Source organism: Pseudoalteromonas sp. NZS127 (assembly GCF_015864805.1).
GTDB classification, from domain to species: Bacteria; Pseudomonadota; Gammaproteobacteria; order Enterobacterales; family Alteromonadaceae; genus Pseudoalteromonas; species Pseudoalteromonas nigrifaciens.
Genome location: NZ_JADYWN010000009.1, coordinates 107319 through 134143 on the forward strand (window position 1 = coordinate 107319; position 26825 = coordinate 134143).

The window sequence follows — 26825 nt, forward strand, 5'->3', positions numbered from 1 at the left end:
CGACAGGAGAGCTAAGGTGAAAGACTTACTTAAGTTTCTGAAGCAACAAAATAAGACCGAAGAATTCGATGCAATTCGCATTGGTCTTGCTTCACCAGACATGGTTCGTTCGTGGTCATACGGTGAAGTAAAGAAACCTGAGACTATTAACTACCGTACTTTCAAGCCTGAGCGCGATGGCTTATTCTGTGCCCGTATTTTCGGCCCAGTGAAAGATTATGAATGCTTATGTGGTAAATATAAGCGTCTTAAACACCGCGGTGTGATCTGTGAGAAGTGTGGCGTTGAAGTTACACTCACTAAAGTGCGACGCGATCGTATGGGTCATATTGACCTTGCGAGCCCAGTTGCGCATATTTGGTTTTTAAAATCATTACCGTCACGTATCGGCTTAATGCTAGATATGACGCTTCGTGATATTGAACGTGTTCTTTACTTCGAATCATTCGTAGTAACTGAGCCTGGTATGACAACGCTTGAGCGTGGTCAGCTATTAGGTGAAGAAGAATACCTAGATGCACTTGAAGAGCATGGTGATGAATTTGAAGCTAAGATGGGTGCTGAAGCAGTTTTAGACTTGCTTCGTGAACTCGATCTTGCACAATTAATTGCTGAAATGCGTGAAGAGTTACCAACAATTAACTCTGAAACTAAGCGTAAAAAAATCACCAAACGTCTTAAGTTAATGGAATCGTTCCACCAATCAGGTAATAACCCTGAATGGATGATCATGACAGTACTTCCAGTATTGCCACCTGATCTACGCCCATTAGTACCACTAGACGGTGGTCGTTTTGCGACGTCTGATCTAAATGACCTTTACCGTCGTGTTATTAACCGTAATAACCGTCTTAAGCGTCTATTAGATTTAGCAGCACCAGATATTATCGTACGCAACGAAAAACGTATGTTACAAGAAGCGGTAGATGCGCTACTTGATAACGGTCGTCGTGGTCGTGCAATTACAGGTTCTAACAAACGTCCTCTTAAATCTCTTGCCGATATGATCAAGGGTAAGCAAGGTCGTTTCCGTCAGAACTTACTTGGTAAGCGTGTAGATTATTCAGGCCGTTCTGTAATTACAGTGGGTCCTACACTTAAGCTTCACCAATGTGGTCTTCCTAAGAAGATGGCACTTGAGCTATTCAAACCATTCATCTATGGCAAATTAGAGCGTCGCGGCATGGCTACGACAATCAAAGCTGCGAAGAAGATGGTTGAACGTGAAATGCCGGAAGTATGGGATGTGCTTGACGAAGTAATTCGTGAACATCCAGTATTACTTAACCGTGCACCAACACTTCACCGTTTGGGTATCCAAGCGTTTGAACCTGTGCTTATCGAAGGTAAAGCGATTCATTTGCATCCATTAGTATGTGCGGCCTACAACGCCGATTTCGATGGTGACCAAATGGCGGTACACGTACCGTTAACAATCGAAGCGCAGCTTGAAGCTCGTGCCTTAATGATGTCTACAAACAACATTCTATCTCCTGCGAATGGTGAGCCAATCATCGTTCCTTCACAGGATGTTGTATTGGGTCTTTATTACATGACTCGTGACCGCATTAACGCGAAAGGCGAAGGCGCGATATTTAAAGATCCAAAAGAAGCAGAAAAAGCATACCGTAGTGGCAATGCAGACCTTCACGCAATTGTGAAAGTACGTATTAGTCAATCAGTTAAAAACGAAAACGGCGTAGTAGAAGATACTATCACTGTTATCGATACAACTGTTGGTCGTGCAATTCTGTCGCTAATTTTACCAAAAGGCATGCCGTATGAGTCAATCAATCAGCCGCTAGGTAAAAAGCAGATTTCTGGCTTAATTAATGAGTGTTACCGTCGTCTTGGTCTTAAAGACACCGTTATGTTTGCTGACCAAATTATGTACACCGGTTTCCATTATGCAATGAAGTCAGGTGTTTCAATCGGTATCGATGACTTAGTTATCCCACCGGTTAAAGCGCAGATCATTGAATCAGCTGAAGCTGAAGTTACTGAAATCAACCAACAATTCCAATCAGGTCTTGTAACGGCTGGTGAAAAGTACAATAAAGTTATCGATATCTGGTCACGTGTAAATGAAAACTTATCACGTGAGATGATGTCTAACTTGTCGAAAGACACAGTTATCAATGCACAAGGTGAAGAAGTAGAGCAAGCGTCATTTAACTCAGTGTTTATGATGGCCGACTCAGGTGCTCGTGGTAGTGCTGCTCAGATCCGTCAGTTGGCGGGTATGCGTGGTCTAATGGCACGTCCAGATGGTTCAATCATCGAGACGCCAATCACAGCTAACTTCCGTGAAGGTCTAAACGTACTTCAGTACTTCATCTCAACGCATGGTGCGCGTAAAGGTCTTGCCGATACAGCACTTAAAACAGCTAACTCGGGTTACCTAACGCGTCGTCTAGTAGACGTTGCACAAGATTTGGTAATCAATGAAGACGACTGTGGCACAGAAGATGGCTTAACAATGAAACCGCTTATTGAAGGTGGTGATGTTGTAGAAGCACTTCGTGAACGTGTTCTAGGTCGTGTTGTTGCTGAAGATATTGTTATTCCTGGTACTAATACAGTACTAGTTGAACGTAACATTATGCTTGACGAAAAACTGTGTGACCTTTTAGAAGAGCACTCAGTAGATGAAGTTCGCGTACGTTCTGTTATCACGTGTGATAATGACTTTGGTGTTTGTGCTAACTGTTACGGTCGTGACCTAGCACGTGGCCATATCATCAACGCAGGTGAATCAGTAGGTGTTATCGCGGCACAATCAATTGGTGAGCCAGGTACACAGTTAACGATGCGTACATTCCACATCGGTGGTGCGGCATCTAGAGCGTCTGCTGAGAATAATGTACAAGTTAAAACTAACGGTACATTAAAGCTTCACAACGCTAAGTACGTATTAAATACAGACGGTAAGATTGCTATTATTTCGCGTTCTACGGAAATTACTATCATTGATAGTTATGGCCGTGAAAAAGAGCGTTATAAAGTACCTTACGGTGCAGTATTAACAGTACAAGACAATGCAGAAGTTCAAGGTAACGACATCGTTGCTACTTGGGACCCGCATAGTCACCCAATCGTACTTGAGCATAAGTCAAAAGTATCGTTCAGCGATATCGATGACTCGAATACTGAAACACAGACAGATGAACTAACCGGTTTAACCCGTATAGTTGTTAAAGATCTTTCTAAAGCGAATGCGAAAGAACCTAAGCTTATCATTGAAAGTGAAGAGCGCGGCTTACAAGAAACACGTCTTCCTTCATTCACTACGATTGAAGTAATTGACGGCACGACAGTAAACCCTGGTGACGTATTAGCACGTATTCCGCAAGAAGGTTCGAAAACTCGTGATATCACGGGTGGTCTACCACGCGTAGCCGATTTATTCGAAGCTCGTAAACCGAAAGAACCAGCTATTTTAGCTGAAGTTACCGGTACAATTAGCTTTGGTAAAGAGACTAAAGGTAAGAAGCGTTTAGTTATTACGCCAGATGAAGGTGATCATTACGAAGAGATGATCCCTAAATGGCGTCAACTTAACGTGTTTGAAGGTGAACGAGTGTCTAAAGGTGAAGTTATCGCCGATGGTCCAGAATCACCGCATGACATCTTACGCTTACGTGGTGTGACTCATGTTGCTAACTACATTGTTAACGAAGTGCAAGAGGTTTACCGTTTGCAAGGCGTTAAGATCAATGACAAGCACATTGAAACTATTATCCGTCAAATGTTACGTAAATGTACCATTATGCACGGTGGTGATACTGACTTCTTAGCCGGTGAGCAAATTGAAGTGGCACGCGTTAATATCGCAAACCGCGACCTTGAAGCTCAAGGTAAGATCCCAGCTAAGTTTGAAATCCAGTTAATGGGTATCACAAAAGCATCACTAGCAACAGAATCTTTCATCTCTGCAGCCTCTTTCCAAGAGACAACACGTGTTTTAACCGACGCAGCAGTGAATGGTAAGAGCGATGAGTTACGCGGTCTGAAAGAAAACGTAATAGTGGGTCGTTTGATCCCAGCCGGTACCGGCTTTTCGTATCATCAAGAACGTATGGCTCGCCGTAAGCAAAGAAATGTAGTAGAAGAGCAGACTGTAAGTGCAGAAGAGGCAACTCAAGCGCTAACTGATGCTTTAAATGCGGATTTATCTGGAAATCAATAAACTAAACCAAATCAATAGATTAGGTTTTCGCAAGGTAGATATCTTCTACCTTGCGAGCGGTTTAGGTTGACAGGTCAATCTTTGCTCATTAAAATTCCGCCACCCATTTACCTGTGCGTTTAAAACAAACTTGTAAAAACGGGCGGATTTTTTATTTTTTCAGTAGTAATTCTAATTTCAGGAGCTATTTAAATGGCAACTATTAACCAGCTAGTGCGTAAGCCACGCCGTAGCAAGGTTACGAAAAGTAACTCAGCTGCGCTTAAAGCGTGTCCGCAAAAGCGCGGTGTATGTACTCGCGTATATACAACTACACCTAAGAAACCAAACTCGGCGTTACGTAAAGTAGCTCGTGTACGTTTAACTAACGGTTTCGAAGTAACTTCATACATTGGTGGTGAAGGTCATAACCTTCAAGAGCACAGTGTAATCCTAATCCGTGGTGGTCGTGTTAAAGATTTACCAGGTGTGCGTTTTCACACCGTTCGTGGTGCACTTGACTGTGCAGGCGTTAGCGATCGTCGCCAAGCTCGTTCTAAATACGGTACTAAACGCCCTAAAGGCTAATAGTTCTCCGTTAGTAAGGCCAAGCACTAAATATTTTTAATTATTGTTTTGGGTTATTGACTCGATAAGAGCAAACCTGAATAAACCGGAGATACAAAATGCCTAGAAGACGCGTAATAGGTCAACGTAAAATTCTTCCAGATCCTAAGTTCGGATCGGAGCTTCTTGCGAAATTCGTAAACATCGTAATGTTAGATGGCAAGAAATCTACTGCTGAAAAAATCGTTTATGGTGCGCTAAATGTGGCTGCTGAGAAATCAGGCAAGTCGCACCTAGAAATCTTTGAAACGGCACTTGATAATATCCGCCCACAGGTAGAAGTTAAATCTCGCCGTGTTGGTGGTTCAACTTACCAAGTACCAGTTGAAGTACGTCCAGTTCGTCGTAACGCATTAGGTATGCGTTGGTTAGTAGACGCTGCTCGTAAGCGTGGCGAAAAATCTATGGGCTTACGTTTAGCTCAAGAAATCGTTGACGCTGCTGACAACAAAGGCACTGCGGTTAAGAAACGTGAAGACGTTCACCGTATGGCTGAAGCGAATAAAGCATTCGCTCATTACCGTTGGTAATCTGCCCTTAACCTTTAAGAGGATTTTATGGCACGTACAACTCCACTTGAGCGCTATCGCAATATCGGTATTTGCGCTCACGTAGATGCAGGCAAAACCACCACAACAGAACGTATTCTGTTTTACACCGGTCTTTCTCATAAGATCGGTGAAACGCATGATGGTGCTGCAACTATGGACTGGATGGAGCAGGAACAAGAGCGTGGTATCACAATCACTTCTGCTGCAACTACGTGTTTCTGGAAAGGGATGGACGCTCAATTTGACGCTCATCGTATCAATATTATTGATACTCCAGGACACGTTGATTTCACTATCGAAGTAGAGCGTTCTTTACGCGTATTAGATGGTGCGGTAGTTGTTCTTTGTGCTTCATCGGGTGTACAGCCGCAAACTGAGACAGTTTGGCGTCAAGCGAACAAATACGAAGTTCCAAGAATGATCTTCGTAAACAAAATGGATCGCACAGGCGCTGACTTCTTTGCAGTTGTTAGCCAGGTGAAATCTCGTCTTGGAGCAACGCCTGTTCCAATTCAGTTGCCAATAGGCGCTGAAGACGGCTTTAAAGGTGTTATTGACCTTATTAAAATGAAAGCCATTAACTGGAATGATGAAGACCAGGGTATGACTTTCTCTTATGAGGCAATACCGGCAGAACTTCAGGAATTAGCCGACGAATGGCGCTCTCATTTAGTTGAAAGTGCTGCAGAAGCTACTGAAGAACTAATGGATAAATACTTAGAGGGTGAAGAGTTAAGTGAAGCCGAAATAAAAGAAGCTTTACGCCAACGTACATTAGCAAACGACATTGTTCCTATGACGTGTGGTAGCGCATTTAAAAACAAAGGTGTTCAAGCTGTGCTTGATTGCGTTGTTGAATACATGCCTGCTCCTACGCAAGTGAAACAAATTCAAGGTATCCTAGAAGATGGTACCGAAGAAGAGCGTCCTGCTGATGATAAAGCGCCGTTTGCTGCACTTGCATTTAAAATTGCAACGGACCCGTTTGTTGGCACCTTAACTTTTTTCCGTGTTTACTCTGGTACTGTTAAACAGGGTGACGCGGTATACAACCCAGTTAAAAGTAAGCGTGAGCGTCTTGGTCGTATCGTACAGATGCATTCAAACTCACGTGAAGAGATCAAAGAAGTCTTCGCAGGCGACATCGCGGCGGCTATTGGTCTCAAAGACGTAACAACAGGTGAAACACTGTGTGATCCGAAATCCATTATTACGCTTGAGCGTATGGAATTTCCTGAACCAGTAATCTCTGTTGCGGTTGAGCCTCGCACAATCGCTGACCAAGATAAGATGGGGATCGCGCTGGGTAAACTAGCGGCTGAAGATCCATCTTTTCGTGTACAAACCGACGAAGAATCGGGTCAGATTATAATATCTGGCATGGGTGAACTTCACCTCGATATCCTCGTCGAACGTATGAAACGTGAATTCAGTGTTGAATGTAACGTTGGTAAGCCGCAGGTTGCATACCGAGAAGCTATCCGTTCAACTGTTAAAGTTGAAGGTAAGTTTATACGTCAATCAGGTGGTCGTGGCCAATATGGTCACGTCTGGCTTAAACTTGAACCGATGGATATTACGGATGACGAAGCACCAATTTACGAGTTCGTTAACGAAACTGTAGGTGGTTCTATTCCCAAAGAATACGTCCCTGCGGTAGACAAAGGCATCCAAGAGCAAATGGCTCAAGGTGTGCTGGCAGGCTACCCACTACTTGGCGTTAAAGCGACTTTATATGATGGTTCATTCCATGATGTAGACTCGAATGAAATGGCATTTAAAATAGCAGGTTCATTGGCAATGAAACAAGGCGCGCTGCAAGCGAGCCCGGTACTTTTAGAGCCAGTAATGAAGGTTGAAGTACTCACTCCTGAAGCAAACATGGGTGATGTAGTTGGTGACTTAAACCGTCGCCGCGGCATGATCGAAGGCATGGAAGATGCATTAGGTGGACTGAAGCAAATTAATGCACAGGTTCCCCTTTCTGAAATGTTTGGTTATGCTACTGACTTACGATCTGCAACACAGGGTCGTGCTTCATACTCTATGGAGTTTTTGAAGTACGCCGAAGCATCGAAACATGTTGCAGAGACAATAATTTCAGCTCGCGCTGTAATATGATTTTTAGCTTGTTTAACTCAATAGTGAGTTAGACTTTAATTTCTTTATAGGAATTTTTTAAGATGGCAAAAGCAAAGTTTGAACGCGTAAAACCGCATGTAAACGTAGGTACAATCGGCCACGTTGACCACGGTAAAACTACACTAACTGCAGCAATCACTAACGTACTTGCAAAAGTATACGGCGGTGTTGCTAAAGATTTCGCATCAATCGATAACGCTCCAGAAGAGCGCGAACGTGGTATCACTATTTCAACGTCTCACGTTGAATACGATACACCTACACGTCACTACGCACACGTAGATTGTCCTGGTCACGCCGATTATGTTAAAAACATGATCACTGGTGCTGCTCAAATGGATGGCGCTATCTTAGTAGTTGCTGCGACTGATGGCCCTATGCCACAAACGCGTGAGCACATCCTACTTTCTCGTCAAGTTGGCGTTCCTTACATCATCGTGTTCATGAACAAATGTGACATGGTTGATGACGAAGAGCTACTTGAACTAGTAGAAATGGAAGTTCGTGAACTTCTTTCAGAATACGATTTCCCAGGTGATGACTTACCACTAATTCAAGGTTCAGCACTTAAAGCGCTTGAAGGCGAGAAAGAGTGGGAAGATAAGATCATTGAGCTTGCAAATGCACTTGATTCTTACATTCCAGAGCCAGAGCGTGACATCGATAAAGCATTCATCATGCCTATCGAAGACGTTTTCTCAATCCAAGGCCGTGGTACTGTTGTAACTGGTCGTGTTGAAGCTGGTATTATCCGCATCAACGACGAGATTGAAATTGTTGGTATCCGTGACACAACTAAGTCAATCTGTACTGGTGTTGAAATGTTCCGTAAACTGCTTGACGAAGGTCGTGCTGGTGAGAACATTGGTGCACTTTTACGTGGTACTAAGCGTGAAGACGTTGAACGTGGTCAAGTACTAGCTAAGCCTGGTTCAATCAAGCCACACACTACTTTTGAATCAGAAGTATACGTACTTTCAAAAGATGAAGGTGGTCGTCATACTCCATTCTTCAAAGGTTACCGTCCACAGTTCTACTTCCGTACAACTGACGTAACTGGTGACGTACAGTTACCAGAAGGCGTAGAAATGGTAATGCCTGGTGATAACGTTAAGATGACAGTAACTCTAATCGCGCCAATCGCGATGGACGAAGGTCTTCGTTTCGCTATCCGTGAAGGTGGNCGAAGGTCTTCGTTTCGCTATCCGTGAAGGTGGTCGTACTGTAGGCGCTGGCGTTGTTGCAAACATCGTAGCGTAATAATTAGCCTAGCTAATTAGTACTAAAAAAACCGAGCTTATGCTCGGTTTTTTAATGCCGGGAATAAAGTAAACTTTTTAGAACTTAGCTATAAAAAGAGCGCTTAGTGATTTTAAGAGGGGCTATTTAGGCAGGCTTGCCATGGGTTAACTATGTGGTGTTTTATCGCTGTGATTGATGCTGCGCACTGTATTGACGCTGTAAGAAGTAGGGTATGGCTGTAGTGCTAAATTAAGCCCTGTTATTACCTTTGCTACTTTAAGTCACGCGGGTTTGATTGGTTGGCTAATACTCCATTTTAACTTTGGTTATTTTATATTTATGGCTGGGATCAAAAACGCCAGCGTTAAGCTGGCGTTTGTTATGCGAGGTTAAAGCTATTTTGCTTTAGGCCCTGCATTTTTAATTTCGTCTGATACGTCATATTTAGTGAAGTTTTCAGTGAAATCGGCTGCAAGTTTAGCTGCATATTCAGCATACTTAGCTTTGTCTTCCCAGGTATTAATTGGGTTAAGTAAGTTGCTGTCTACACCTGGAACTGCTACCGGTACGTCTAGGTTTAAAACATCAATGTGTTGAGTTTCTACGCCAGCTAATTTACCCGATACAATAGCATCTACTACAGCACGTGTAGTTGGAATATCAAAACGCTTACCAGTACCGTAAGGGCCGCCAGTCCAACCTGTGTTAACTAGGTATACTTTAGCGCCAAACTCACGTACACGCTTCATTAGAAGCTCAGCATAAACACCTGCTGGACGTGGGAAGAATGGTGCGCCAAAACAAGTTGAGAATGTTGACTCAATATCGCTTGTAGAACCAATTTCAGTAGAGCCTACTTTTGCAGTGTAGCCACTTAAGAAGTGAAATGCTGCCGCTTCTTCAGTCAGTATTGATACTGGAGGAAGTACACCACTTACGTCACAGGTTAAAAATACCACTGCTTTTGGCTCGCCTGCGCGGTTTTCTACTTTACGTTTTTCAACGTGCTCAAGAGGGTACGCAGCACGGCTATTTTGTGTAAGGCTAGTATCGTTAAAGTCAGGTACACGATTTTCATCAAGCACTACATTTTCTAAAATAGTACCAAAGCGGATCGCATCCCAAATAACAGGTTCATTTTTTTGTGATAGGTCGATACATTTAGCGTAACAGCCGCCTTCAATGTTAAACACACTACCAGGTGCCCAGCCGTGTTCGTCATCGCCAATTAAAAAGCGAGTTGGATCTGCTGAAAGTGTTGTTTTACCTGTACCAGATAAGCCAAAGAATAAAGCGGTATCGCCTGATTCACCTACGTTTGCAGAGCAGTGCATTGGTAACACACCTTTCGCTGGAAGTAGGAAGTTCTGTACAGAGAACATTGATTTTTTCATTTCACCGGCATAACGCATACCAGCAAGTAATACTTTACGTTGTGCAAAGTTAATGAGTACCGTACCGTCACTGTTTGTGCCATCGCGTTCAGGCTCACATACAAATGAAGGAACGTTCATTACTTGCCACTGAGGTACGTCAGATGAGTTGTAAGATTTAGGTTGAATAAACATATTTTTAGCAAAAATATGATGCCATGCAGTTTCTGTAGTAACAACAATAGGTAGATAGTGCTCTGGATCAGCGCCCACTTCGAGGTGAGAGATGAAGTGATCATTACTTTGTACATACGCTTCTACACGTGCCCACAAAGCATCAAACTTATCTGCGTCGAATGGGCGGTTTACGTTGCCCCATTGGATTTCGTTTTCAGTACTAGATTCTTGAACAATAAAGCGATCTTTTGGAGAACGACCGGTGCGATGACCAGTATTTGCTACAAAAGCACCATTGGCTGCTAAAGTACCCTCGCCACGACGGATCGCGTGTTCGACAAGTTCAGCTGCAGTTAGATCGACAAAACGAGTAGCGCTTGAAGTCATGTTTATACCTAAATTGTGTGAGATTGAACGGGATAGCCTGGGTCTTGTTAACCTTTAAGCTGCAATTATAGTAACAGATGAGCTAAGGATATTCGAGCTTATGAAGGTGTTAAAAACACATATATTGGGTAAAAAACATGAATAATTTCAATGACACCGGTATCATAAAAACGGCTATTTTTATGATACCGGTGTCATTTTAAAATTATAAAAAAAGCCACATAGTATGTGACTTCTTTATAATTTACTTTTAATGCGCGATTAGTTAAAAATGTTTTTCACATCTTGCTCATCAAAAAGATAATCTTTTAGACAGTAATGGCAGCTAATTTTGATTTCGCCATGCTCAGCAACATCATCAAGTAGCGCTTGTTGGCCAATATTAACTAATGCAGTCATGGTTTTTTCGCGGGTACAACCACACTTAAATTGAATGCTTTGTGGCTCAAACACACGCGGGTTATCTTCGTGGTACAAACGAGTTAGTACGGTGTTAGCATCAAGCTCTAATAGTTCTTCATCTTTAATGGTATGGCTAAGAGCTTCTAAATGGGCAAAGTCTTCAATAGATTTTTGTTTATCAACGGGTAAAACTTGTAAAAATAAACCACTGGCTTTGGCATTCCCCTCGGTTGTATCAGTTGCAAACCAAAGACGCGTTTTTAATTGCTCTGATTGCTCAAAGTAAGCCTCTATACATTCACTTAAGGTTTCATGCTCTAAAGGTACTATACCTTGATAGCGCTCCCCTTTGGTTGGCGTAATAGTAATAACCATATAGCCTTGGCCTATCAACTCTTTTACTGTGCTTCCTGTTACTTCACTTTGTAAGCGAGCTATACCACGCATGTTTTGTTTGTCGTCGCCATTAATTACCGCGTATTTAACCGGCCCATCACCTTGTAGTTGAACAGCTATTTCGCCTTCAAATTTTAAGGTTGCTGTTAATAAACAGGTCGCAACAAGCAGTTCACCCAATAATGCTTTAACTGCATCTGGGTAATTATGATTGGCGATCATTTCGTTGTAGGCATTCTCAATTTGTACGAGTTCGCCACGAACATCGAGATTGTCGAATAAATACCGGTGGAGTAAATCTTGTTGCATGAGCGACTATACCTAACTTAATTTCAATTTTAAAAGTTCGCGTCTTTGCTTCTTATCCGGTTTTTTATCCGGATGAGGTGCAAAAAGGCTATTATTTTTGCGCGCGATAGAGTTTTCTTCGCGTTTAGCAATACTAGCATCAGATTCTTGATACAAGGTCTGTGCAATGGGGGCGCTTTGGCGTTTTTCAAGTATTTTGAGCACAGTTACTATTTTTTCATCTACCCCTTGGGCTAATTTTATAGTTGCGCCTATTTCTACTATTTTGCCTGCTTTGGTACGCTGGCCATTATAATGTACTTTTCCGCCTTGTACCATTTCGCGAGCCGCAGCACGTGTTTTATAAAATCGTGCCGCCCATAACCATTTGTCTAATCTAATTTTTAGCTCATCTTTATGTTCTAAATTAGGGTTAGCATTACTTTTTTTAGCCATAAAGCACCTTTAATAAGTGTTTGCCTAGATTTTAAAATTTACCATAAAAGCTATTTGCGATGAAGGATTACTACAACTGCTGTTTTTATGCAGCGGCTAAATTAAAATCAATCTGTTTACAAAGTTTAATATTAGCATGCTTGTTGAATGAAAAATGAAAAGGTACTATGCATAGCGATTAGGTAAAAACTAAAATAAGAATACTATTTATGGAACAGCAAGTTCAACAATTTAAACATTTTATAAGCCGTTTACCGCATGCCAAATTGAGTGCGGTTGTTACATTATTAGTTGTTGTTTATATTGCTTTTTTATCGTCTAAACTCGTTTGGCTTATGTGGCCAAATCCTATTGTGTCACCACTCACGCCAATCTACTACGGACAACATTCAACGGCAGCAAGTAACAATTACTCTCAACATATAATTGAGCAATTTATATTTGGTAAAATAATTGTTAAAAGCAAGAGCGATGATCACGCTGCAAAGGTTGTAAATGATGCCCCTGAAACGCGCTTAAGTATTAACCTTACTGGTATTGTTGCAGTAAGTAACGACGATAAAGCGGGGCTCGCTATTATAGAGTCACAAGGCAAGCAAGAAACTTACCTAGTAGATGAAGCAGTGCAAGGGACGCGAGCTAAGCTAGCGCAGATATTACCCGACCGCGTTATTTTAACGGTAAACGGACGATTTGAAACATTAATGTTAGATGGTCTCGACTTTACAAAAACGGTATCTATGCCGGTTTTAGCTGCGCGTGATGAAGCCGAAATGGGCCCACAATTAGGGCCTGCTCCAAGTGAGCAACAAATAGATATAACTGCCGATCCACACATTAAACAGGCTTTAATCGAAACCCGCGAAGAGTTGCTCGAAGAGCCCGGTAAGTTATTTGACTATATTCGCGTGTCACAAGCGATGAGCGATGGGGAACTTATTGGTTATCGCTTGAGTCCAGGTAAAGAGCCTGAGCTATTTAAGCAGATGGGATTACAAAATAACGATTTAGCTGTTGCAATTAATGGCTATCAACTAACAGATTTAAAACAGGCCATGGCAGCCATTAATGAGCTGCGTAATAGTACAGATGCCACTATCACTATTGAACGTGATAACCAGCAAATAGACGTACAATTTAGTCTGCAATAACTTAGCATTGGAGTTTTAATATAATGGTTCAGGCGCTACACCTCACAAAAATTAAAAAAGGGTTAGCTAAGTACGCAGCACTTTTTCTAGCAGCAAGCATTTCGTTTTCTGTTGCTGCTGTTGAATACGCTGCTAACTTTAAAGGCACTGATATTAATGAGTTTATTAATATTGTTGGTAAAAATCTTAATAAAACAATAATTATTGACCCTAACGTACGTGGCAAAGTAAATGTGCGTAGTTATGAGTTAATGGGCGAAGCGCTTTATTATCAATTCTTTTTAAATGTATTAGAAGTTTATGGCTATTCAGCCATTGAAATGGACAATAATATAATAAAAATTGAAAAAAGCTCGGATGCTAAAAAGTCAAACGTACCGCTAATTACTGATGGCAGTGAAGCCAGTGGCGATATGATGATTACCCGAGTTGTACGGGTTAAAAATGTGAGCGTGCAAGAGCTAGGTCCTTTGGTTCGTCAATTTAGCGACCAAAAAGATGGCGGCCATGTTGCCAACTTTAATGCCGCAAACGTAATGATGCTCACCGGGCATGCTGCATCGGTAAACCGCTTAGTTGAAATAATACGCTCGGTTGATCAAGCGGGCGATAAGCGCGTTGATATTGTAAAGCTTAAATTTGCTACCGCAGATGATGTGGTATCTGTAGTTGATAATATTTATAAAGACAGCGGAAAAGGCAGTATTCCAGAATTTTTAATACCTAAAGTGGTTGCCGATGGCCGTACTAACAGCGTTATTGTTAGTGGTGAAGGCCAAGCACGCACCCGTGCTATTGAGCTTATTAAGCGCTTAGACGGTGAGCTTGAAAGCCAAGGGAACACTAAAGTATTTTATCTAAATTACGCAAAAGCAGAAGATTTAGTTAAAGTATTGCAAGGTGTTAGTAAGTCGCTAACAGATGACACTCAAGGCGGCAGCGCAACCAAGACACGTACTCGCAGTAACAACGAAACCAGCATAGAAGCCCACCCCGATTCAAACTCATTAATTATTACAGCACAACCCGATACCATGCGCTCGCTTGAGTCAGTTATTGAGCGTTTAGATATTCGCCGTGCGCAAGTATTGGTTGAAGCAATTATAATTGAGGTAATGGAAGGCGACGGTATTAACTTTGGTTTGCAGTGGATTTCTGAGCAAGGCGGTATGCTGCAGTTTAATAATGGCACAACTGTACCGGTTGGTGCGTTAGCTGTAGCGGCTGAGCAAGCACGCGATACTACCGTATCTAAAAATATAATTGGTACCGAAAGCGGCACAATTACTCAGGTTGATGAAACTACTAAGGGTGATTACGGCCCATTAGCATCATTACTCGGTGGCATTAACGGCTTAGCCATGGGGGTGATAAAAAATGATTGGGGCGCAATTGTTCAAGCCGTTTCGACCGATAGTAATTCAAATATTTTGGCGACCCCCTCTATTACTACTATGGATAATGAAGAAGCGTCTATTTTAGTGGGTCAAGAAGTACCCATAATTACTGGCTCACAAACGGGTAGTAATAACGCCAACCCATTTCAAACCGTTGAACGCCAAGAAGTGGGTATAAAGCTTAAAGTAACCCCGCAAATTAACGATGGCTCTGCTGTACAGTTAACCATTGAACAAGAAGTGTCGAGTGTAAGTGGTGCTACAGCCGTTGATATTTCAGTTAATAAGCGTTCAATTAAAACCACAGTAATGGCTGATGATGGCGGTATGGTGGTACTTGGCGGATTAATAGATGAAGACGTACAAGAGAGTGTATCTAAGGTGCCACTACTAGGCGATATTCCTATTTTAGGTCACTTATTTAAATCAACTAATACCACACGACGTAAGCGTAACCTGATTGTATTTATTCGCCCAACTATTATTCGCGACGGAATTAGCATGAATAAGTTGAGCTTTAATAAATATAACTTTATTCGTGGCGAGCAATTTAAGCAGCGCGAAGATGGTATAGAGTTAATGCCAAGAACCGACACCCCTATTTTACCCGAGTGGAATGATGAGCTAATACTGCCACCTACGTATGAAGAGCATTTACGTAAACAAAATGCACAAGAGCGTAAAGATGACTAAGGCGATTGAAGAGATAAACCAAGATGTGGTTCATCCTAATACGCATCATCCGGACGAGCTATTAACCAGTGACGACTTAGTTGAGTTACCCGCTAAACGTTTGCCTTTTTCATACGCACGGCGAGCCGGTGTACTGCTGAGTAAAAATAAAGAGCAGCGCATAGTGTATTACCGTGGCGAACTTGATATTGACGTACTGTTAGAAGTACGCCGTATTGCAGGGCATGGTTTTACGCTTGAGCAGCTTGCTGATGACAAGTTTGAGCTACTGCTAGAGGCTTCGTATCAGCGAGATAGTTCTGAAACGCAACAAATGATGGAAGACATTGGCAACGAAGTTGACTTGTTTTCATTAGTAGACGAATTGCCACAAACCGAAGATTTATTGGCAGGCGATGATGATGCGCCAATTATTAAACTTATAAATGCGATGCTCAGTGAAGCAATTAAAGAGGGGGCGTCTGATATTCATATTGAAACCTTTGAGCAAGAACTGGTTATTCGCTTTAGGGTTGATGGTGTATTAAAAGAGGTACTTAAACCTAATCGGAAATTAGCATCCTTGCTAGTATCGCGAATTAAGGTAATGGCTAAGCTCGATATTGCCGAAAAACGTATACCACAAGATGGCCGTATTAGTTTGCGTATTGCAGGGCGTGCGGTTGATGTACGGGTATCAACCATGCCATCGAGTTTTGGTGAGCGTGTTGTGCTGCGTTTACTGGATAAAAATAACGCGCACTTAAATCTTGAAGATTTAGGTATGACCGCACAAAACCGTGAATTGTTTGCAAATTTAATTAGTAAACCCCATGGCATTATTTTAGTAACCGGGCCTACAGGCTCAGGTAAAAGTACCACCTTGTACGCAGGTATGAGTCAAATAAACTCTCGCGATCGTAATATTTTAACGGTTGAAGACCCCATTGAATACGAAATACCGGGCATTGGCCAAACGCAAGTAAATACTAAAGTAGGTATGACCTTTGCGCGTGGCTTACGGGCTATTTTACGTCAAGATCCCGATGTAGTGATGGTAGGTGAAATACGCGACCTAGAAACCGCTCAAATTGGTGTGCAAGCATCATTAACCGGTCACTTGGTAATGTCTACGTTGCATACAAATACTGCTTCTGGCGCTATTACTCGTATGGAAGATATGGGAGTGGAGCCATTTTTACTTTCATCGTCGTTACTCGGTGTGTTATCGCAGCGACTAGTACGTACACTGTGTAAAAGTTGTAAAAAAGAACATGTAGCCGATGAGCGCGAGTGCCAGTTATTAGGCGTACCGTTTGAAAGCAAACCAACTATACACCGTGCAGTAGGGTGTGAGGCATGTAACTTTAATGGTTATAAAGGCCGTACTGGTATTCATGAGTTATTAGTAGTGGACGAAACCATTCGTGAAATGATCCACAATGGTAAGGGCGAGCAAAGCGTTGAAAAATACATTCGCAAGCTCAGTCCAAGTATTCGTCAAGATGGCTGTAGCCGTGTACTTGCAGGTAAAACAACACTTGAAGAAGTATTGCGTGTTACCCGTGAGGAAGGCTAATAATGGCAGCATTTGAATACCGTGCCTTAGATGGCCGAGGCAAAGAAAAAAAAGGCATTTTAGAAGCGGATACAGCAAAACAAATTCGCCAAATATTACGTGATCAAAAATTAACGCCGCTCGAAGTTGTACCCGCGGCGCAAAGTGATAAACAGGTTAAAGGCCAAAAAACGTCATTACTTGGCGGTCTGTTTAAACCTACTATATCAACCTCAGATTTGGCGCTTATAACTCGCCAGTTAGCAACACTCATTCAATCGGCTCTGCCAGTTGAGGGGGCGGTAATGGCTGTGGCTGAGCAATGTGAAAAACCACGTTTAAAACGCATGCTAATGTCGGTACGCTCAAAAGTAGTGGAAGGGTATACCCTTGCCGACGGTATGAGTGAGTTTCCGCATGTGTTTGACGATTTATACCGCGCTATGGTTGCCGCAGGCGAAAAGTCAGGGCATTTAGACCAAGTACTAAACCGGCTTGCCGACTATACCGAGCAGCGCCAATATATGCGCAGTCAAATAACACAAGCTATGGTGTACCCCATTATTTTAGTGGTGTTTGCTATTGCAATTGTGTCGGTTTTATTAGGTACTGTAGTACCTAAAATACTTAAAACGTTTGAAAAAACCAAGCAAGTACTCCCTTGGACCACTGAGTGGGTAATGGCGGGAAGTCATTTTGTACAAAATTATTGGTTTATTAGTTTAATTGTAATAACGGCCCTAGCGATAGGGATTAAGCATGCTTTAAAACAGCCTAAAATTCGTTTTTGGTGGGATGATAAAATATTGCATATGCCCGGCATCGGTAAAGTAGCTAGAGGTATTAATACCGCCCGTTTTGCCCGAACTTTAAGTATTTTATCATCAAGCTCGGTACCGCTACTCGAAGGCATGCGTATTGCGGGTGGAGTGCTGATCAACGAAAAAATTAAAAAAGCAGTTGCCGATGCAGCCGATAGAGTAAGCGAAGGGGCAAGTTTAAGAGCGGCATTACAGCAAACTAAATTGTTTCCGCCAATGATGCTACATATGATAGCCAGTGGTGAAAAATCTGGCGAGCTGGAGCAAATGTTAGAACGCGCTGCTAATAACCAAGACCGCGAATTTGAAAGTATGGTTAATGTATCGCTAAAACTATTAGAACCCGCAATGATCGCCTTAATGGCGGTTATTGTATTATTTATAGTAATGGCAATTTTACAGCCAATTATGGCAATGAATAAAGCTGTAGGGCTTTAACTTAAAAGTAAATTAATGGTTTAATAAACCATTGTTTAGTGTTTTTAGAATAATGAGGTAATTACGTGAATAAACAATCAGGTTTTTCTTTGCTAGAAGTAATGGTAGTACTGGTTATCATTGGCATGATCATGTCAATTGTGGCACCTAATATTATGGGTCAACAAGAAGAGGCCGCTATCGACAAAGCACACTTAGATATTCAGCAGCTTGAAGATGCAATGAGCCTTTATAAGCTTAAAAATAAAAGCTACCCAAGTACCGAGCAAGGCCTAGAAGCATTGGTTAATAAAACCAGCATAGAGCCAATACCAAAACGTTTTCCAGATGGTGGCTTTATTAGTAAATTACCAGAGGATCCGTGGGGCAATACTTATCAGTTAATTAGCCCAGGAGAAATTGGTAAATTTGATATTTTTTCTTTAGGTCCAGATGGCCAAGCAGGCACCGATGACGACATTGGTAACTGGGATGAAGAAAAACAGTAATGGCCATCAATCGCGCAGTGTATTTATATACTAATACCCAGAGCTTACTATGCAAGTAAGCTCTGGGAGATTGCGTGCAAAAAGCCGCGGCTTTAGTTTAATCGAAATTTTAGTGGTATTAGTGATCATCGCTTTTGCCACAAAAATGGTGGTATATAGCTTAGAAGGTGGCGCTGAGGATGAGCTCGATACTCAAGCGCTTAGGCTGCATACCACCATTAATATGGCATCAGAATTTGCTATTTTAAACCAAGTCGAACTGGGTTTTCATATAGACAACAACGTATTTGAGTTTTTAGTTTTTGATGGCGAAAAGTGGGTAAGCTTTGTCAGAGAAGCATTATTTGAGCCGGTTGAATTCGATCCACGTTTTAAACTAGCACTTAACCTAGACGACTTAGCTTGGGCACAAGATAACTTACTCGAGCAAGCAAATTGGCGTGAGCTAATGAGCGGCGACGAAGAGAGCTTATTGGAGCTTAAAAAGTTTAAAATTCCGCAAGTGCTAATATTATCCTCGGGCGAAGTAAGTGCATTTCAATTAACACTCGAATTAAAAGAGCAAAGCGAGCCGGTTTACTTTATTGAAGGTGAGTTTACTGCGCCAGTGAATTTACGCCGAGAGCCCGAATAATGCGCCAGTATAATAAAGGTTTTACTTTACTTGAAGTGCTAGTGGCATTGAGTATTTGTGCCATGGCAGGTATTGCAGCAATGCAAGCAACCAGTGAGCACATACATCATCTATCTAGCATAGAAGAGCAAACTTACGCCTCATGGGTTGCCGAAAATATTATGGTAGAGCAGCGTACCAAAGGCGAACAATGGGAAGGGAAAGACGGCGTGCGCGGTAGTGAAGTTATGGCGGGTGTTGAATGGTTTTGGCGCCAAGATATAGGCAAAACCGCAGATAAAGACTTTGTAAAATTAACCATTAATATATTTAGTGATGAAAAATACGAACACTCAGTATATGAGCTGGCAACTTATTTAAATAAAGGCAAAAAATAAGTGAAGCAACGTGGATTTACCTTACTTGAAGTGATGGTAGCCTTGGGTATTTTAGGCTTTGTTATTATGGCCACGCACCAAATATTAGATACCACTACCCGCGCAAAAGAAGCTTCGGATGATAAAATAGCCGAGCTAAATGGTTTGCAAACCACCTTTAGGTTAATGGATCAAGATTTTAGTCAAATGACCAAACGTGCTGTACGCAATGAAGCAGGCGATGTGCAAGAGCAGTATTTACTAGCCGGACGCTATGTTTTAGATAGCCAATATGATGGCATTGGCTTTGTGCGCGACGGCTGGATAAACCCAATTAATTTATTACCACGTTCAGAATTACAAGCTGTGGGTTATCGCGTAATAAACGACAACTTGGAGCGAGTGTATCGTGTATATGTTGATCAGCTTGACAATATGGAGCCGCGTGTACAGGTTGTTTTAAAAAACATTGAAGAGCTAAAGTTTGAATTTTTAGACGATAAAAACGAATGGCAAGCTAAGTGGCAAATTAAAGCGCTCCCCAAAGCGGTTGCTGTTACGCTGCAACAAATAGAGGCAGAGCCAATTAGGCGAGTGTTTTTAGTGCCAGGACAAGGTAAAGAGATTCTACCATCGAGCACATCAACAGATGATGCACTGGCCGATGAAGCTAACCCACAAGAAGGTGGGCAGTAATGGGGCTGCGTTCTTCTCGTGGAGCAGCACTTGTTATTGTGCTGTTTATTGTTGCATTAGCGGCCATTTTAGCAGTCGAAATGAGTGCTAACTTAATGGTGCAAGTGCAAAAAAGTACTAACTTACAGGGCCATCAACAAGCTAAGTGGTATGCCTATGGTGCAGAAGAGCTCGCCATAAAAGCGCTGATTAAAAGCAAAAGAGATGATCCTGACAAAACCACGTTAGATCAAATTTGGGCGCAGCAAGGCGATATACCTTACCCAGTTGATAACGGCACGCTAAGCGGAAAAATAACGGATTTACAAGCATGTTTAAACTTAAACGCTGTAGCCGTAGAACCAGATTTAAATAGTGCTAACAAAACCAATCCAGCGCACAGGGCCTTGTTCGCATTACTTGAAAATATTGAAGACTTACCAGCACAAGAGTCAGAAGAAACCATGGCTGACAGTGTGTTTGATTGGTTAGACGAAAACAGCATTACATACCGCTCAGGAGCTGAGGAGGGGGAATACTTGTCGCGTCAATTTCCGTACATGACCGCCAATAGCTTATTTGCATCAACCTCAGAGCTGCGTTTGGTTAAAGGTTTTAATCCATTAGTAATGGAAAAAGTGCTGCCTTATGTTTGTGTAATACCCGGTAGCACTTTATTGTCTATTAATGTGAACACCTTAGCAGCAGAGCAAGCACTTATTTTAAGTACCCTAATAGATGAGCTAAGTGTATCGGGTGCTGAAGCTGTGATTGCTGCTCGCCCAGATGCAGGCTTTGAAAGTAAAGCTGCCTTTTTTGAGCAAGTTCAGCAGCAAGGCGGGCAAAACGTCAAAGCGGTAGAAAAATTGTTTAGTATTAATAGCGAATATTTTAAATTACAAACGCAGGCAAATTTTGTTGATCTGCGTTTTTCGATGACCACATTACTGCACGCCAAAGACGGCGACGTAACGATACTGGCGCGAAAATTTGGAGGCGTACAGTGACAGAAATACTGTTGATCCGCACGGGTCAAACCGAACAAGAGTTACTTAATTGGTTAATATACTCACCACAAGAACAACAAATAATAGCCAGTGGTGAGCTAGCTAATGCCAGTTATTTAAACGAACTGAGTGAGAAGTCACTAGGGCGCGAAGTCGTTGTGCTATTGCCTTGTGACCAAGTGCAATTAAAAACGGTAATGCTTCCGACTAAATGGAATCGTAAGTTAGAGCAAGCTTTGCCCTATATGCTCGAAGAAGATATAGCGTGCGATATAGATGAGCTATTTATTGCTGTAGGTGAGCCAGTAATGATTGGCGAGCAGCATGCTGTTCGTGTTGCTATGACCGACCGCGAATGGTTTGAGGCGTGGCTAGCACTATTTGCAGAGCATAATTTATCGGTATATAAAATATTACCCGATGCTTTGTTATTACCCCCTGCAGATGAGGATACAGTAACGGCAATAGCGCTTAATAATCAGTGGTTATTTAAACAAGGCCCATGGCGTATAAGTGCAGTAGAGACGAGCTGGTTAAATGGTTATTTAACGGCAATGGGTAATCCAGATATAAAGCACTTTAGTCCAGCGACTCAGTTTCCTGAAACGGTAAACTTACAGGCTCAAACCAGTGATTACGACCTACCGCTGGCATTATTTGCTAAGCAGCTAGAACACACTAAGTTTAATCTTCGCCAAGGTATGTATCAGCTTAAAAAGAAAAGCACCTTATGGTGGGGGTACTGGAAAAGTGCTGCCATTATTACCAGCGTTGCCTTGGTAGCGAGTATTACGATTAAAGCTACAGAGTTGCATCAGCTAAATACCCAGTTAGAACTTGCTAAAGCACAGGTGATTGAGCGATACCAAAAGGCATTTCCGGGGACTAAAGTTCGCCCACACCTTATTAAAAACCAAATTAAAGGTGCACTGGCAAAAATACAAGATACCAGCGAAGCTGGATTTTTAGAGTTAACCACTGAGTTAGTGGGGGTGTTTTCGCAGATAAGTAATTTTACTCCAGAAACACTGCGTTATGACAAAAAACGTAATGAATTACGCATGAGAGCACGCGCAAAAGACTTTCAAACCTTTGGTAAAGTTAAAGCCATACTTGAACAGCAAGGGTTAACGGTTGATCAAGGCTCGTTAAGTAACGATGGTGACTTTGTAGTTGGCGAAATTAAACTGCGAGGTGCAGTATGAAGCAGCAGTTAATTAAATATTGGCGCTCACTAAAAGAGCAAGAGCAGCAGTTAATAATAGTTGCGAGTGGTATTTTTATTGTGTTTATTTTAGTGATGGGCATTTTTAGACCCTTAAATAATGCAATAGCAAGTGCAGAGCAATCACAATTAAAACAGCAAGAACTACTAGTGTGGGTTGATGAAAGTATTGTAAAGCTCAAGGCCGCTGGTAATACACAAGTGGTTAATAGTCAAAACATTAGCCAAATAGTTAACGCCACCCGCGGACGCTATAAAATAAATATTAGTAAAATGCAGCCAAGTAATAACTCGCTACGTTTAACGCTCGACTCAGTAGAGTTTAATCAATTAATACTGTGGCTTGATGAACTGGTCAATCAACATGGTTTACGGGTCGAAAATTTAGATTTGAGCCGTGACGATAAGTCGGGCTATGTACGTGTTAGCCGTTTGCTATTAGAGAAGTAATGCATGAAAAAAATAATAACCTTATCCATTGTATTTTTACTTAGTTTTATTGTGTTTTGTATTATTAAGTTACCTGCAGCGGTGGCCATTGACCTAGCAAAACCTTATTTTCCTAAGCAACTTGAAGTAGGGCAAAGTGTTGGCACTATTTGGCAAGGGCAAATGATGCAAGTGCGCTACCAAGGTGAGCAATTAAATAATGTGCGTTGGGATGTTGCCGGGTGGGCATTATTTACCGGTAAGTTAAATGCCAATGTAAAATTTGGTGACCCACGTGAGCGCAGTGATATATCGGGTTATGCAGATGTGAGCTTTGGTTTATTTAATAAGCAAGTGAAAGTAACCAATGGGTTAGTGCGCTCAACAGTTGAAAGAGCGATGCAACGCATACAACTTCCGTTACCTGTAACCGCTAAAGGCCGTGTGATCTTGGAATTGGCAGAGTATACATCGGGCGCACCTTATTGTGAGTCACTGCAAGGCGAGATAGCGAGCCCTAATATTGACGTACAAGGTTTGAACGGTTGGTTTAATATAGGCCCGCTTGGTGGTAACCTAAGCTGTAAATCGGGCGACATAGCCATACTTATCGACCCAGATAACACCTTAGGGCTTGAAGCTGATGCAACCCTAAAAGCTAATTTTGACTTTAAAGTATCAGGCTATGTAAAGCCCGATGCCACGTTGCCAAAAGATGTACATGATGCGGTTAAGTTTTTAGGTCGTCCAGATAATCAAGGCCGTTACCCGCTCAACTTTTAATGTTTAATATAAAGAGTTTTAATGCAATTACCCCAATTTACTGAGCAGCACGCTAAGCAGCTCAGCACATTTTTAGACACTCAGTCTCAAGCGATGACGCTAACGCAAAGCCAAGGTTATTTATTTGGCGTAATTTGCTCTCCTGAGCCACTAGACGTACACGAGTGGATGGCAGCAATTTTGCCTAATACGGCTAATAATGTAGATGAAGAAATGCTATTTTTATTTATGGCGTTATATCATCAAATTAGTGAGCAAGTATTTGAAGTAGGCTATAAATTACCAGCACAATATAATTACGAATTTTGCAGTAATTGGAGCGCAGGCTTTGTAACGGCAACAACGTCATACACCCAAAAGTTATTAAGCTCAACCGCGTTAGAGGCAGAATATAAACAGGCCCTCGAAAGCGCTCAAGCCACATTAAGCTTTTTTGCACTTGATGGGCAAACTATTAGCCAAATAGCGTTACAAAACAGTATTGATGAGCAGTTACTTTGCCAGCAGCAGTATGAGCTAATGGGCGACTTTGCGCTAGGCTTTGCAGAGCTCGTGGAAATAGTCGCGCTTAATAGTGGCTTGTACACAGATGAAGGCTGGGAAGAGTAGTTTAGGCGCAGTAATGAGTTGAGCTCAAAATATAGCCGTGAAATAAGTTTAAGCGCCTAGCTCTAATATAATATCAGTGCAGCCTTGCTTGCACTTAATCAGCCCTTTGCCCGGCTCGCTGGTGGCTAAGTCGAGTGTTAAAACCCCATTACATTGTTCGCACTTTAGCGTTTTACCCTGCGTGAGTTTTTTAAGCATATTACGTTGCTGGTGAAATGAGTCGCTGGCTTTTTTATTTAATCCAGAAAAGTCCATTATTTACCTCGCATGTGTTCTAGTGAGCCGGATACTATTTTACATACAGTATTTAAGCGCTCATCATAAAAAAATAGGTTTAAGTCGCGCTCACGGCAGTAGCGTAAGTGAAATAATCTTATTGAGTCATCGGTAGTAAATGTTTTTTCGGTGTACTCGCGCTCAGATTCAGACAGTGTTAATTGCGCACTAATTTTGTTTTTAGTCATGCTGGCAGTAGGGCTGCGATTCACTTTGCTCGCATCACTTAAAAAGTCAATACCATCGTTAAATAACCGCTCACGAGGCTCTTTCACCAAAGGGTGATCGACTGTGAAAAAGGCGAGGACTACTATTACCAAAATAATAAATTTTTTCATAGTTGGGTAAACTTTGATCCAAATAACATAAAATGATGCTGCAGTGTAATAAAATGTATTTTAAAAGCAAGTAACTAAAGTGAATAAATTATTAGCAATCTATGCCAGTAATTTTAGCCAATATTGTTATAATAGCTAACAGCAGTTAGATATTTCTGAAATATCTGAAAGTATTCAAGTCTAGTTATAAATATTATACGTAATAAGTACGTAATAAGTACGTTATTACACTATAAGGTAAACCTTGAATATAGCTGAATTTTTATTTCCAAGCGGTGTTGAGGAACTTCGATGGACAAACAAATTAAAGTAAAAAATATACCAGTTGAAGTAAAGATTCAAAAGCCGGATCTTAGCGGGCAACAGGATCGGTTTAATCCACGTAATCGTATTTACGTGCGTGCTGTTAATGGCTTGCACCAACTTCTTAGGCAGCGAATTGGCTTTTTAGGTCTGTTGGCATTTATGCTGCTACCTTGGATAAATTTTAATGGTGAGCAGGCCGTTTTATTTGATTTAATAGGTCAAAAATACAATATTTTTGGTTTAACTCTGTGGCCGCAAGACTTTACCATACTCGCCTTTATTTTTATGTTGGCCGCGTTTGCTTTGTTTTTGGTCACTACATTTTATGGACGAGTGTGGTGTGGTTATACCTGCCCACAAACCGTGTGGACTTTTACCTTTATTTGGTTTGAAGAAAAGTTTGAAGGTACGGCAAACCAACGTAAAAAGCTCGACCAACGACCAATGGACTTTGATAAGTTTTGGCGCAAAACCGCTAAGCACACCAGTTGGATTTTGTTTTCTTTATATACAGCAATTACATTTGTTGGTTACTTTACCCCTATTCGTGAGCTACTCCCTGACTTTGTTACCTTTAATGCCGGTAGCTATGCCTTGATGAGTATTATCTTTTTTGCTGCTTGTACATACGGTAATGCTGGGTGGATGCGCGAAATTATGTGTTTACATATTTGCCCATACTCACGTTTTCAGTCAGCCATGTTTGATAAAGATACCTATACAGTATCGTATGATGAAAAACGCGGTGAAAGCCGTGGCCCACGCTCGCGCAAAGTGGCACACCAAGATTTAGAAATAGGCGACTGTATTGACTGTAATTTATGCGTGCAAGTATGCCCAACCGGTATAGACATACGTAATGGCTTACAAGCAGAGTGTATTAACTGTGGCGCTTGTATTGATGCATGTGATGGGGTGATGGATAAAATGAATTATCCACGCGGACTTATTTCTTATACCACTGAGCGAAACTTAGAAACGCCAGAGAATAAAACCAACCCATTGCGGGCAAAAATTATTGGCTATATAGTGATCATGGTTATTTTAACCAGTGCCTTGGTTGCCAATATTGCGCTGCGTAAAACGATGGAATTTGATATTATTCGCGATCGTAATCAGTTATATAGGGTTGATTTTGAAGGGTTGGTAGAAAACACCTACACCTTAAAAGTGATCAACAAAGCGCAGTATGAGCAAACCTTTACAATTAAAGTGCAAGGGCTCGATAACTTTAAGTACATAGGTAAACAAACGTTTAGGGTTAACGCAGGGCAATCGCACAATGTGCCTTTATCACTGGTTATGGATCCGTATGACTTAAAAGCGCCAATGACAGAATTTAACTTTGTGCTATCGCCGGTAGGCGAGCCCGACAATCAAATATCACAGTCGAGTAACTTTTTTAAAGCGCGGTAAAGTTTAACAAAAAGCGGGGTGTTCCCCGCTTTTATTT

At 41.7% G+C, this 26825-nt stretch carries 23 protein-coding genes and 1 pseudogene; 19 read left to right on the plus strand and 5 right to left on the minus strand.

Annotated elements, in window-relative coordinates; translation table 11 throughout:
- Nucleotides 1-16: 16 nt before the first annotated feature.
- The 5 genes and pseudogenes from rpoC (at nucleotide 17) to tuf (ending at nucleotide 8748) form a co-directional block, all read left to right on the plus strand.
- Nucleotides 17-4189, plus strand: a complete 4173-nt coding sequence (gene rpoC / locus I6E78_RS10315; RefSeq protein WP_058372365.1) for a DNA-directed RNA polymerase subunit beta' — start codon at nucleotides 17-19, stop codon at nucleotides 4187-4189.
- A gap of 192 nt (nucleotides 4190-4381) precedes the next feature.
- Nucleotides 4382-4756, plus strand: a complete 375-nt coding sequence (rpsL, locus tag I6E78_RS10320; RefSeq protein WP_008165517.1) for a 30S ribosomal protein S12 — start codon at nucleotides 4382-4384, stop codon at nucleotides 4754-4756.
- A gap of 98 nt (nucleotides 4757-4854) precedes the next feature.
- Nucleotides 4855-5325 (plus strand): 30S ribosomal protein S7, encoded by a 471-nt coding sequence (rpsG, locus tag I6E78_RS10325; protein ID WP_011326942.1) that lies wholly within the window; start codon nucleotides 4855-4857, stop codon nucleotides 5323-5325.
- Nucleotides 5326-5352: 27 nt separating this feature from the next.
- Nucleotides 5353-7467 (plus strand): elongation factor G, encoded by a 2115-nt coding sequence (fusA, locus tag I6E78_RS10330; protein ID WP_058372366.1) that lies wholly within the window; start codon nucleotides 5353-5355, stop codon nucleotides 7465-7467.
- Nucleotides 7468-7529: 62 nt separating this feature from the next.
- Nucleotides 7530-8748 (plus strand): annotated as a pseudogene (gene tuf / locus I6E78_RS10335) (elongation factor Tu).
- 377 nt (nucleotides 8749-9125) lie between these two features.
- Here the strand turns inward: tuf and I6E78_RS10340 are convergent.
- The 3 genes from I6E78_RS10340 to hslR all read right to left on the minus strand — a co-directional run bounded on the left by I6E78_RS10340 (nucleotide 9126) and on the right by hslR (nucleotide 12209).
- On the minus strand, nucleotides 9126-10667 hold the full coding sequence (locus tag I6E78_RS10340) for a phosphoenolpyruvate carboxykinase (RefSeq protein ID WP_197182426.1): 1542 nt from the start codon (nucleotides 10665-10667) through the stop codon (nucleotides 9126-9128).
- Nucleotides 10668-10928: 261 nt separating this feature from the next.
- Nucleotides 10929-11774 carry an Hsp33 family molecular chaperone HslO gene (gene hslO / locus I6E78_RS10345; protein ID WP_058372370.1) on the minus strand — a complete coding sequence of 282 codons (846 nt, stop codon included), beginning with the start codon at nucleotides 11772-11774 and terminating at the stop codon, nucleotides 10929-10931.
- Nucleotides 11775-11786: 12 nt separating this feature from the next.
- Nucleotides 11787-12209: a ribosome-associated heat shock protein Hsp15 gene (gene hslR, locus I6E78_RS10350; protein WP_011326947.1), complete on the minus strand. Its 423-nt coding sequence runs from the start codon at nucleotides 12207-12209 to the stop codon at nucleotides 11787-11789.
- 209 nt (nucleotides 12210-12418) lie between these two features.
- Between hslR and gspC the strand changes: the two genes are divergently transcribed.
- From gspC to I6E78_RS10415, 13 genes are all read left to right on the plus strand, one after another.
- Complete coding sequence (gene gspC / locus I6E78_RS10355; protein WP_058372371.1) at nucleotides 12419-13360, plus strand: type II secretion system protein GspC; 942 nt, start codon at nucleotides 12419-12421, stop codon at nucleotides 13358-13360.
- A 23-nt stretch (nucleotides 13361-13383) separates the two neighbouring features.
- On the plus strand, nucleotides 13384-15450 hold the full coding sequence (gene gspD, locus I6E78_RS10360) for a type II secretion system secretin GspD (RefSeq protein ID WP_197182427.1): 2067 nt from the start codon (nucleotides 13384-13386) through the stop codon (nucleotides 15448-15450).
- On the plus strand, nucleotides 15443-17008 hold the full coding sequence (gene gspE / locus I6E78_RS10365) for a type II secretion system ATPase GspE (RefSeq protein WP_058372373.1): 1566 nt from the start codon (nucleotides 15443-15445) through the stop codon (nucleotides 17006-17008). The genes gspD and gspE overlap by 8 nt, the downstream gene beginning before the upstream one ends.
- A gap of 2 nt (nucleotides 17009-17010) precedes the next feature.
- Nucleotides 17011-18246: a type II secretion system inner membrane protein GspF gene (gspF, locus tag I6E78_RS10370; protein ID WP_011326951.1), complete on the plus strand. Its 1236-nt coding sequence runs from the start codon at nucleotides 17011-17013 to the stop codon at nucleotides 18244-18246.
- Nucleotides 18247-18311: 65 nt separating this feature from the next.
- Nucleotides 18312-18734 carry a type II secretion system major pseudopilin GspG gene (gspG, locus tag I6E78_RS10375; protein ID WP_041454317.1) on the plus strand — a complete coding sequence of 141 codons (423 nt, stop codon included), beginning with the start codon at nucleotides 18312-18314 and terminating at the stop codon, nucleotides 18732-18734.
- Between the two features lie 49 nt (nucleotides 18735-18783).
- Complete coding sequence (gene gspH, locus I6E78_RS10380; RefSeq protein ID WP_197182428.1) at nucleotides 18784-19368, plus strand: type II secretion system minor pseudopilin GspH; 585 nt, start codon at nucleotides 18784-18786, stop codon at nucleotides 19366-19368.
- Complete coding sequence (gene gspI, locus I6E78_RS10385) at nucleotides 19368-19745, plus strand: type II secretion system minor pseudopilin GspI (RefSeq protein ID WP_011326954.1); 378 nt, start codon at nucleotides 19368-19370, stop codon at nucleotides 19743-19745. The genes gspH and gspI overlap by 1 nt, the downstream gene beginning before the upstream one ends.
- Nucleotides 19746-20420, plus strand: coding sequence for a type II secretion system minor pseudopilin GspJ (gene gspJ / locus I6E78_RS10390; protein WP_197182429.1), 675 nt, complete (start codon nucleotides 19746-19748; stop codon nucleotides 20418-20420). It begins immediately after the preceding gene.
- A complete protein-coding gene (gene gspK / locus I6E78_RS10395) occupies nucleotides 20420-21406 on the plus strand; it encodes a type II secretion system minor pseudopilin GspK (RefSeq protein ID WP_197182430.1) in 987 nt (328 codons plus the stop codon). Before gspJ ends, gspK begins: the two co-directional genes overlap by 1 nt.
- Nucleotides 21403-22611: a type II secretion system protein GspL gene (gspL, locus tag I6E78_RS10400; protein WP_197182431.1), complete on the plus strand. Its 1209-nt coding sequence runs from the start codon at nucleotides 21403-21405 to the stop codon at nucleotides 22609-22611. The genes gspK and gspL overlap by 4 nt, the downstream gene beginning before the upstream one ends.
- Nucleotides 22608-23081, plus strand: a complete 474-nt coding sequence (gene gspM / locus I6E78_RS10405) for a type II secretion system protein GspM (RefSeq protein ID WP_058372380.1) — start codon at nucleotides 22608-22610, stop codon at nucleotides 23079-23081. Before gspL ends, gspM begins: the two co-directional genes overlap by 4 nt.
- Before the next feature lie 3 nt (nucleotides 23082-23084).
- Nucleotides 23085-23843, plus strand: a complete 759-nt coding sequence (locus I6E78_RS10410; protein WP_086996688.1) for a type II secretion system protein N — start codon at nucleotides 23085-23087, stop codon at nucleotides 23841-23843.
- 21 nt (nucleotides 23844-23864) lie between these two features.
- Entirely contained in the window at nucleotides 23865-24452 is a 588-nt protein-coding gene (locus tag I6E78_RS10415) for a UPF0149 family protein (RefSeq protein ID WP_011326960.1), read from the plus strand.
- Nucleotides 24453-24500: 48 nt separating this feature from the next.
- Here the strand turns inward: I6E78_RS10415 and I6E78_RS10420 are convergent, their stop codons facing one another.
- Together I6E78_RS10420 and I6E78_RS10425 are read right to left on the minus strand one after the other, a co-directional pair.
- Nucleotides 24501-24707, minus strand: coding sequence for a hypothetical protein (locus tag I6E78_RS10420; protein WP_089367614.1), 207 nt, complete (start codon nucleotides 24705-24707; stop codon nucleotides 24501-24503).
- Nucleotides 24707-25066 carry a hypothetical protein gene (locus I6E78_RS10425; protein WP_058372383.1) on the minus strand — a complete coding sequence of 120 codons (360 nt, stop codon included), beginning with the start codon at nucleotides 25064-25066 and terminating at the stop codon, nucleotides 24707-24709. Before I6E78_RS10425 ends, I6E78_RS10420 begins: the two co-directional genes overlap by 1 nt.
- Before the next feature lie 291 nt (nucleotides 25067-25357).
- On the opposite strand from I6E78_RS10425, the gene ccoG reads away from it, so the two are divergent.
- Entirely contained in the window at nucleotides 25358-26788 is a 1431-nt protein-coding gene (ccoG, locus tag I6E78_RS10430) for a cytochrome c oxidase accessory protein CcoG (protein WP_197182432.1), read from the plus strand.
- Nucleotides 26789-26825: the final 37 nt, after the last annotated feature.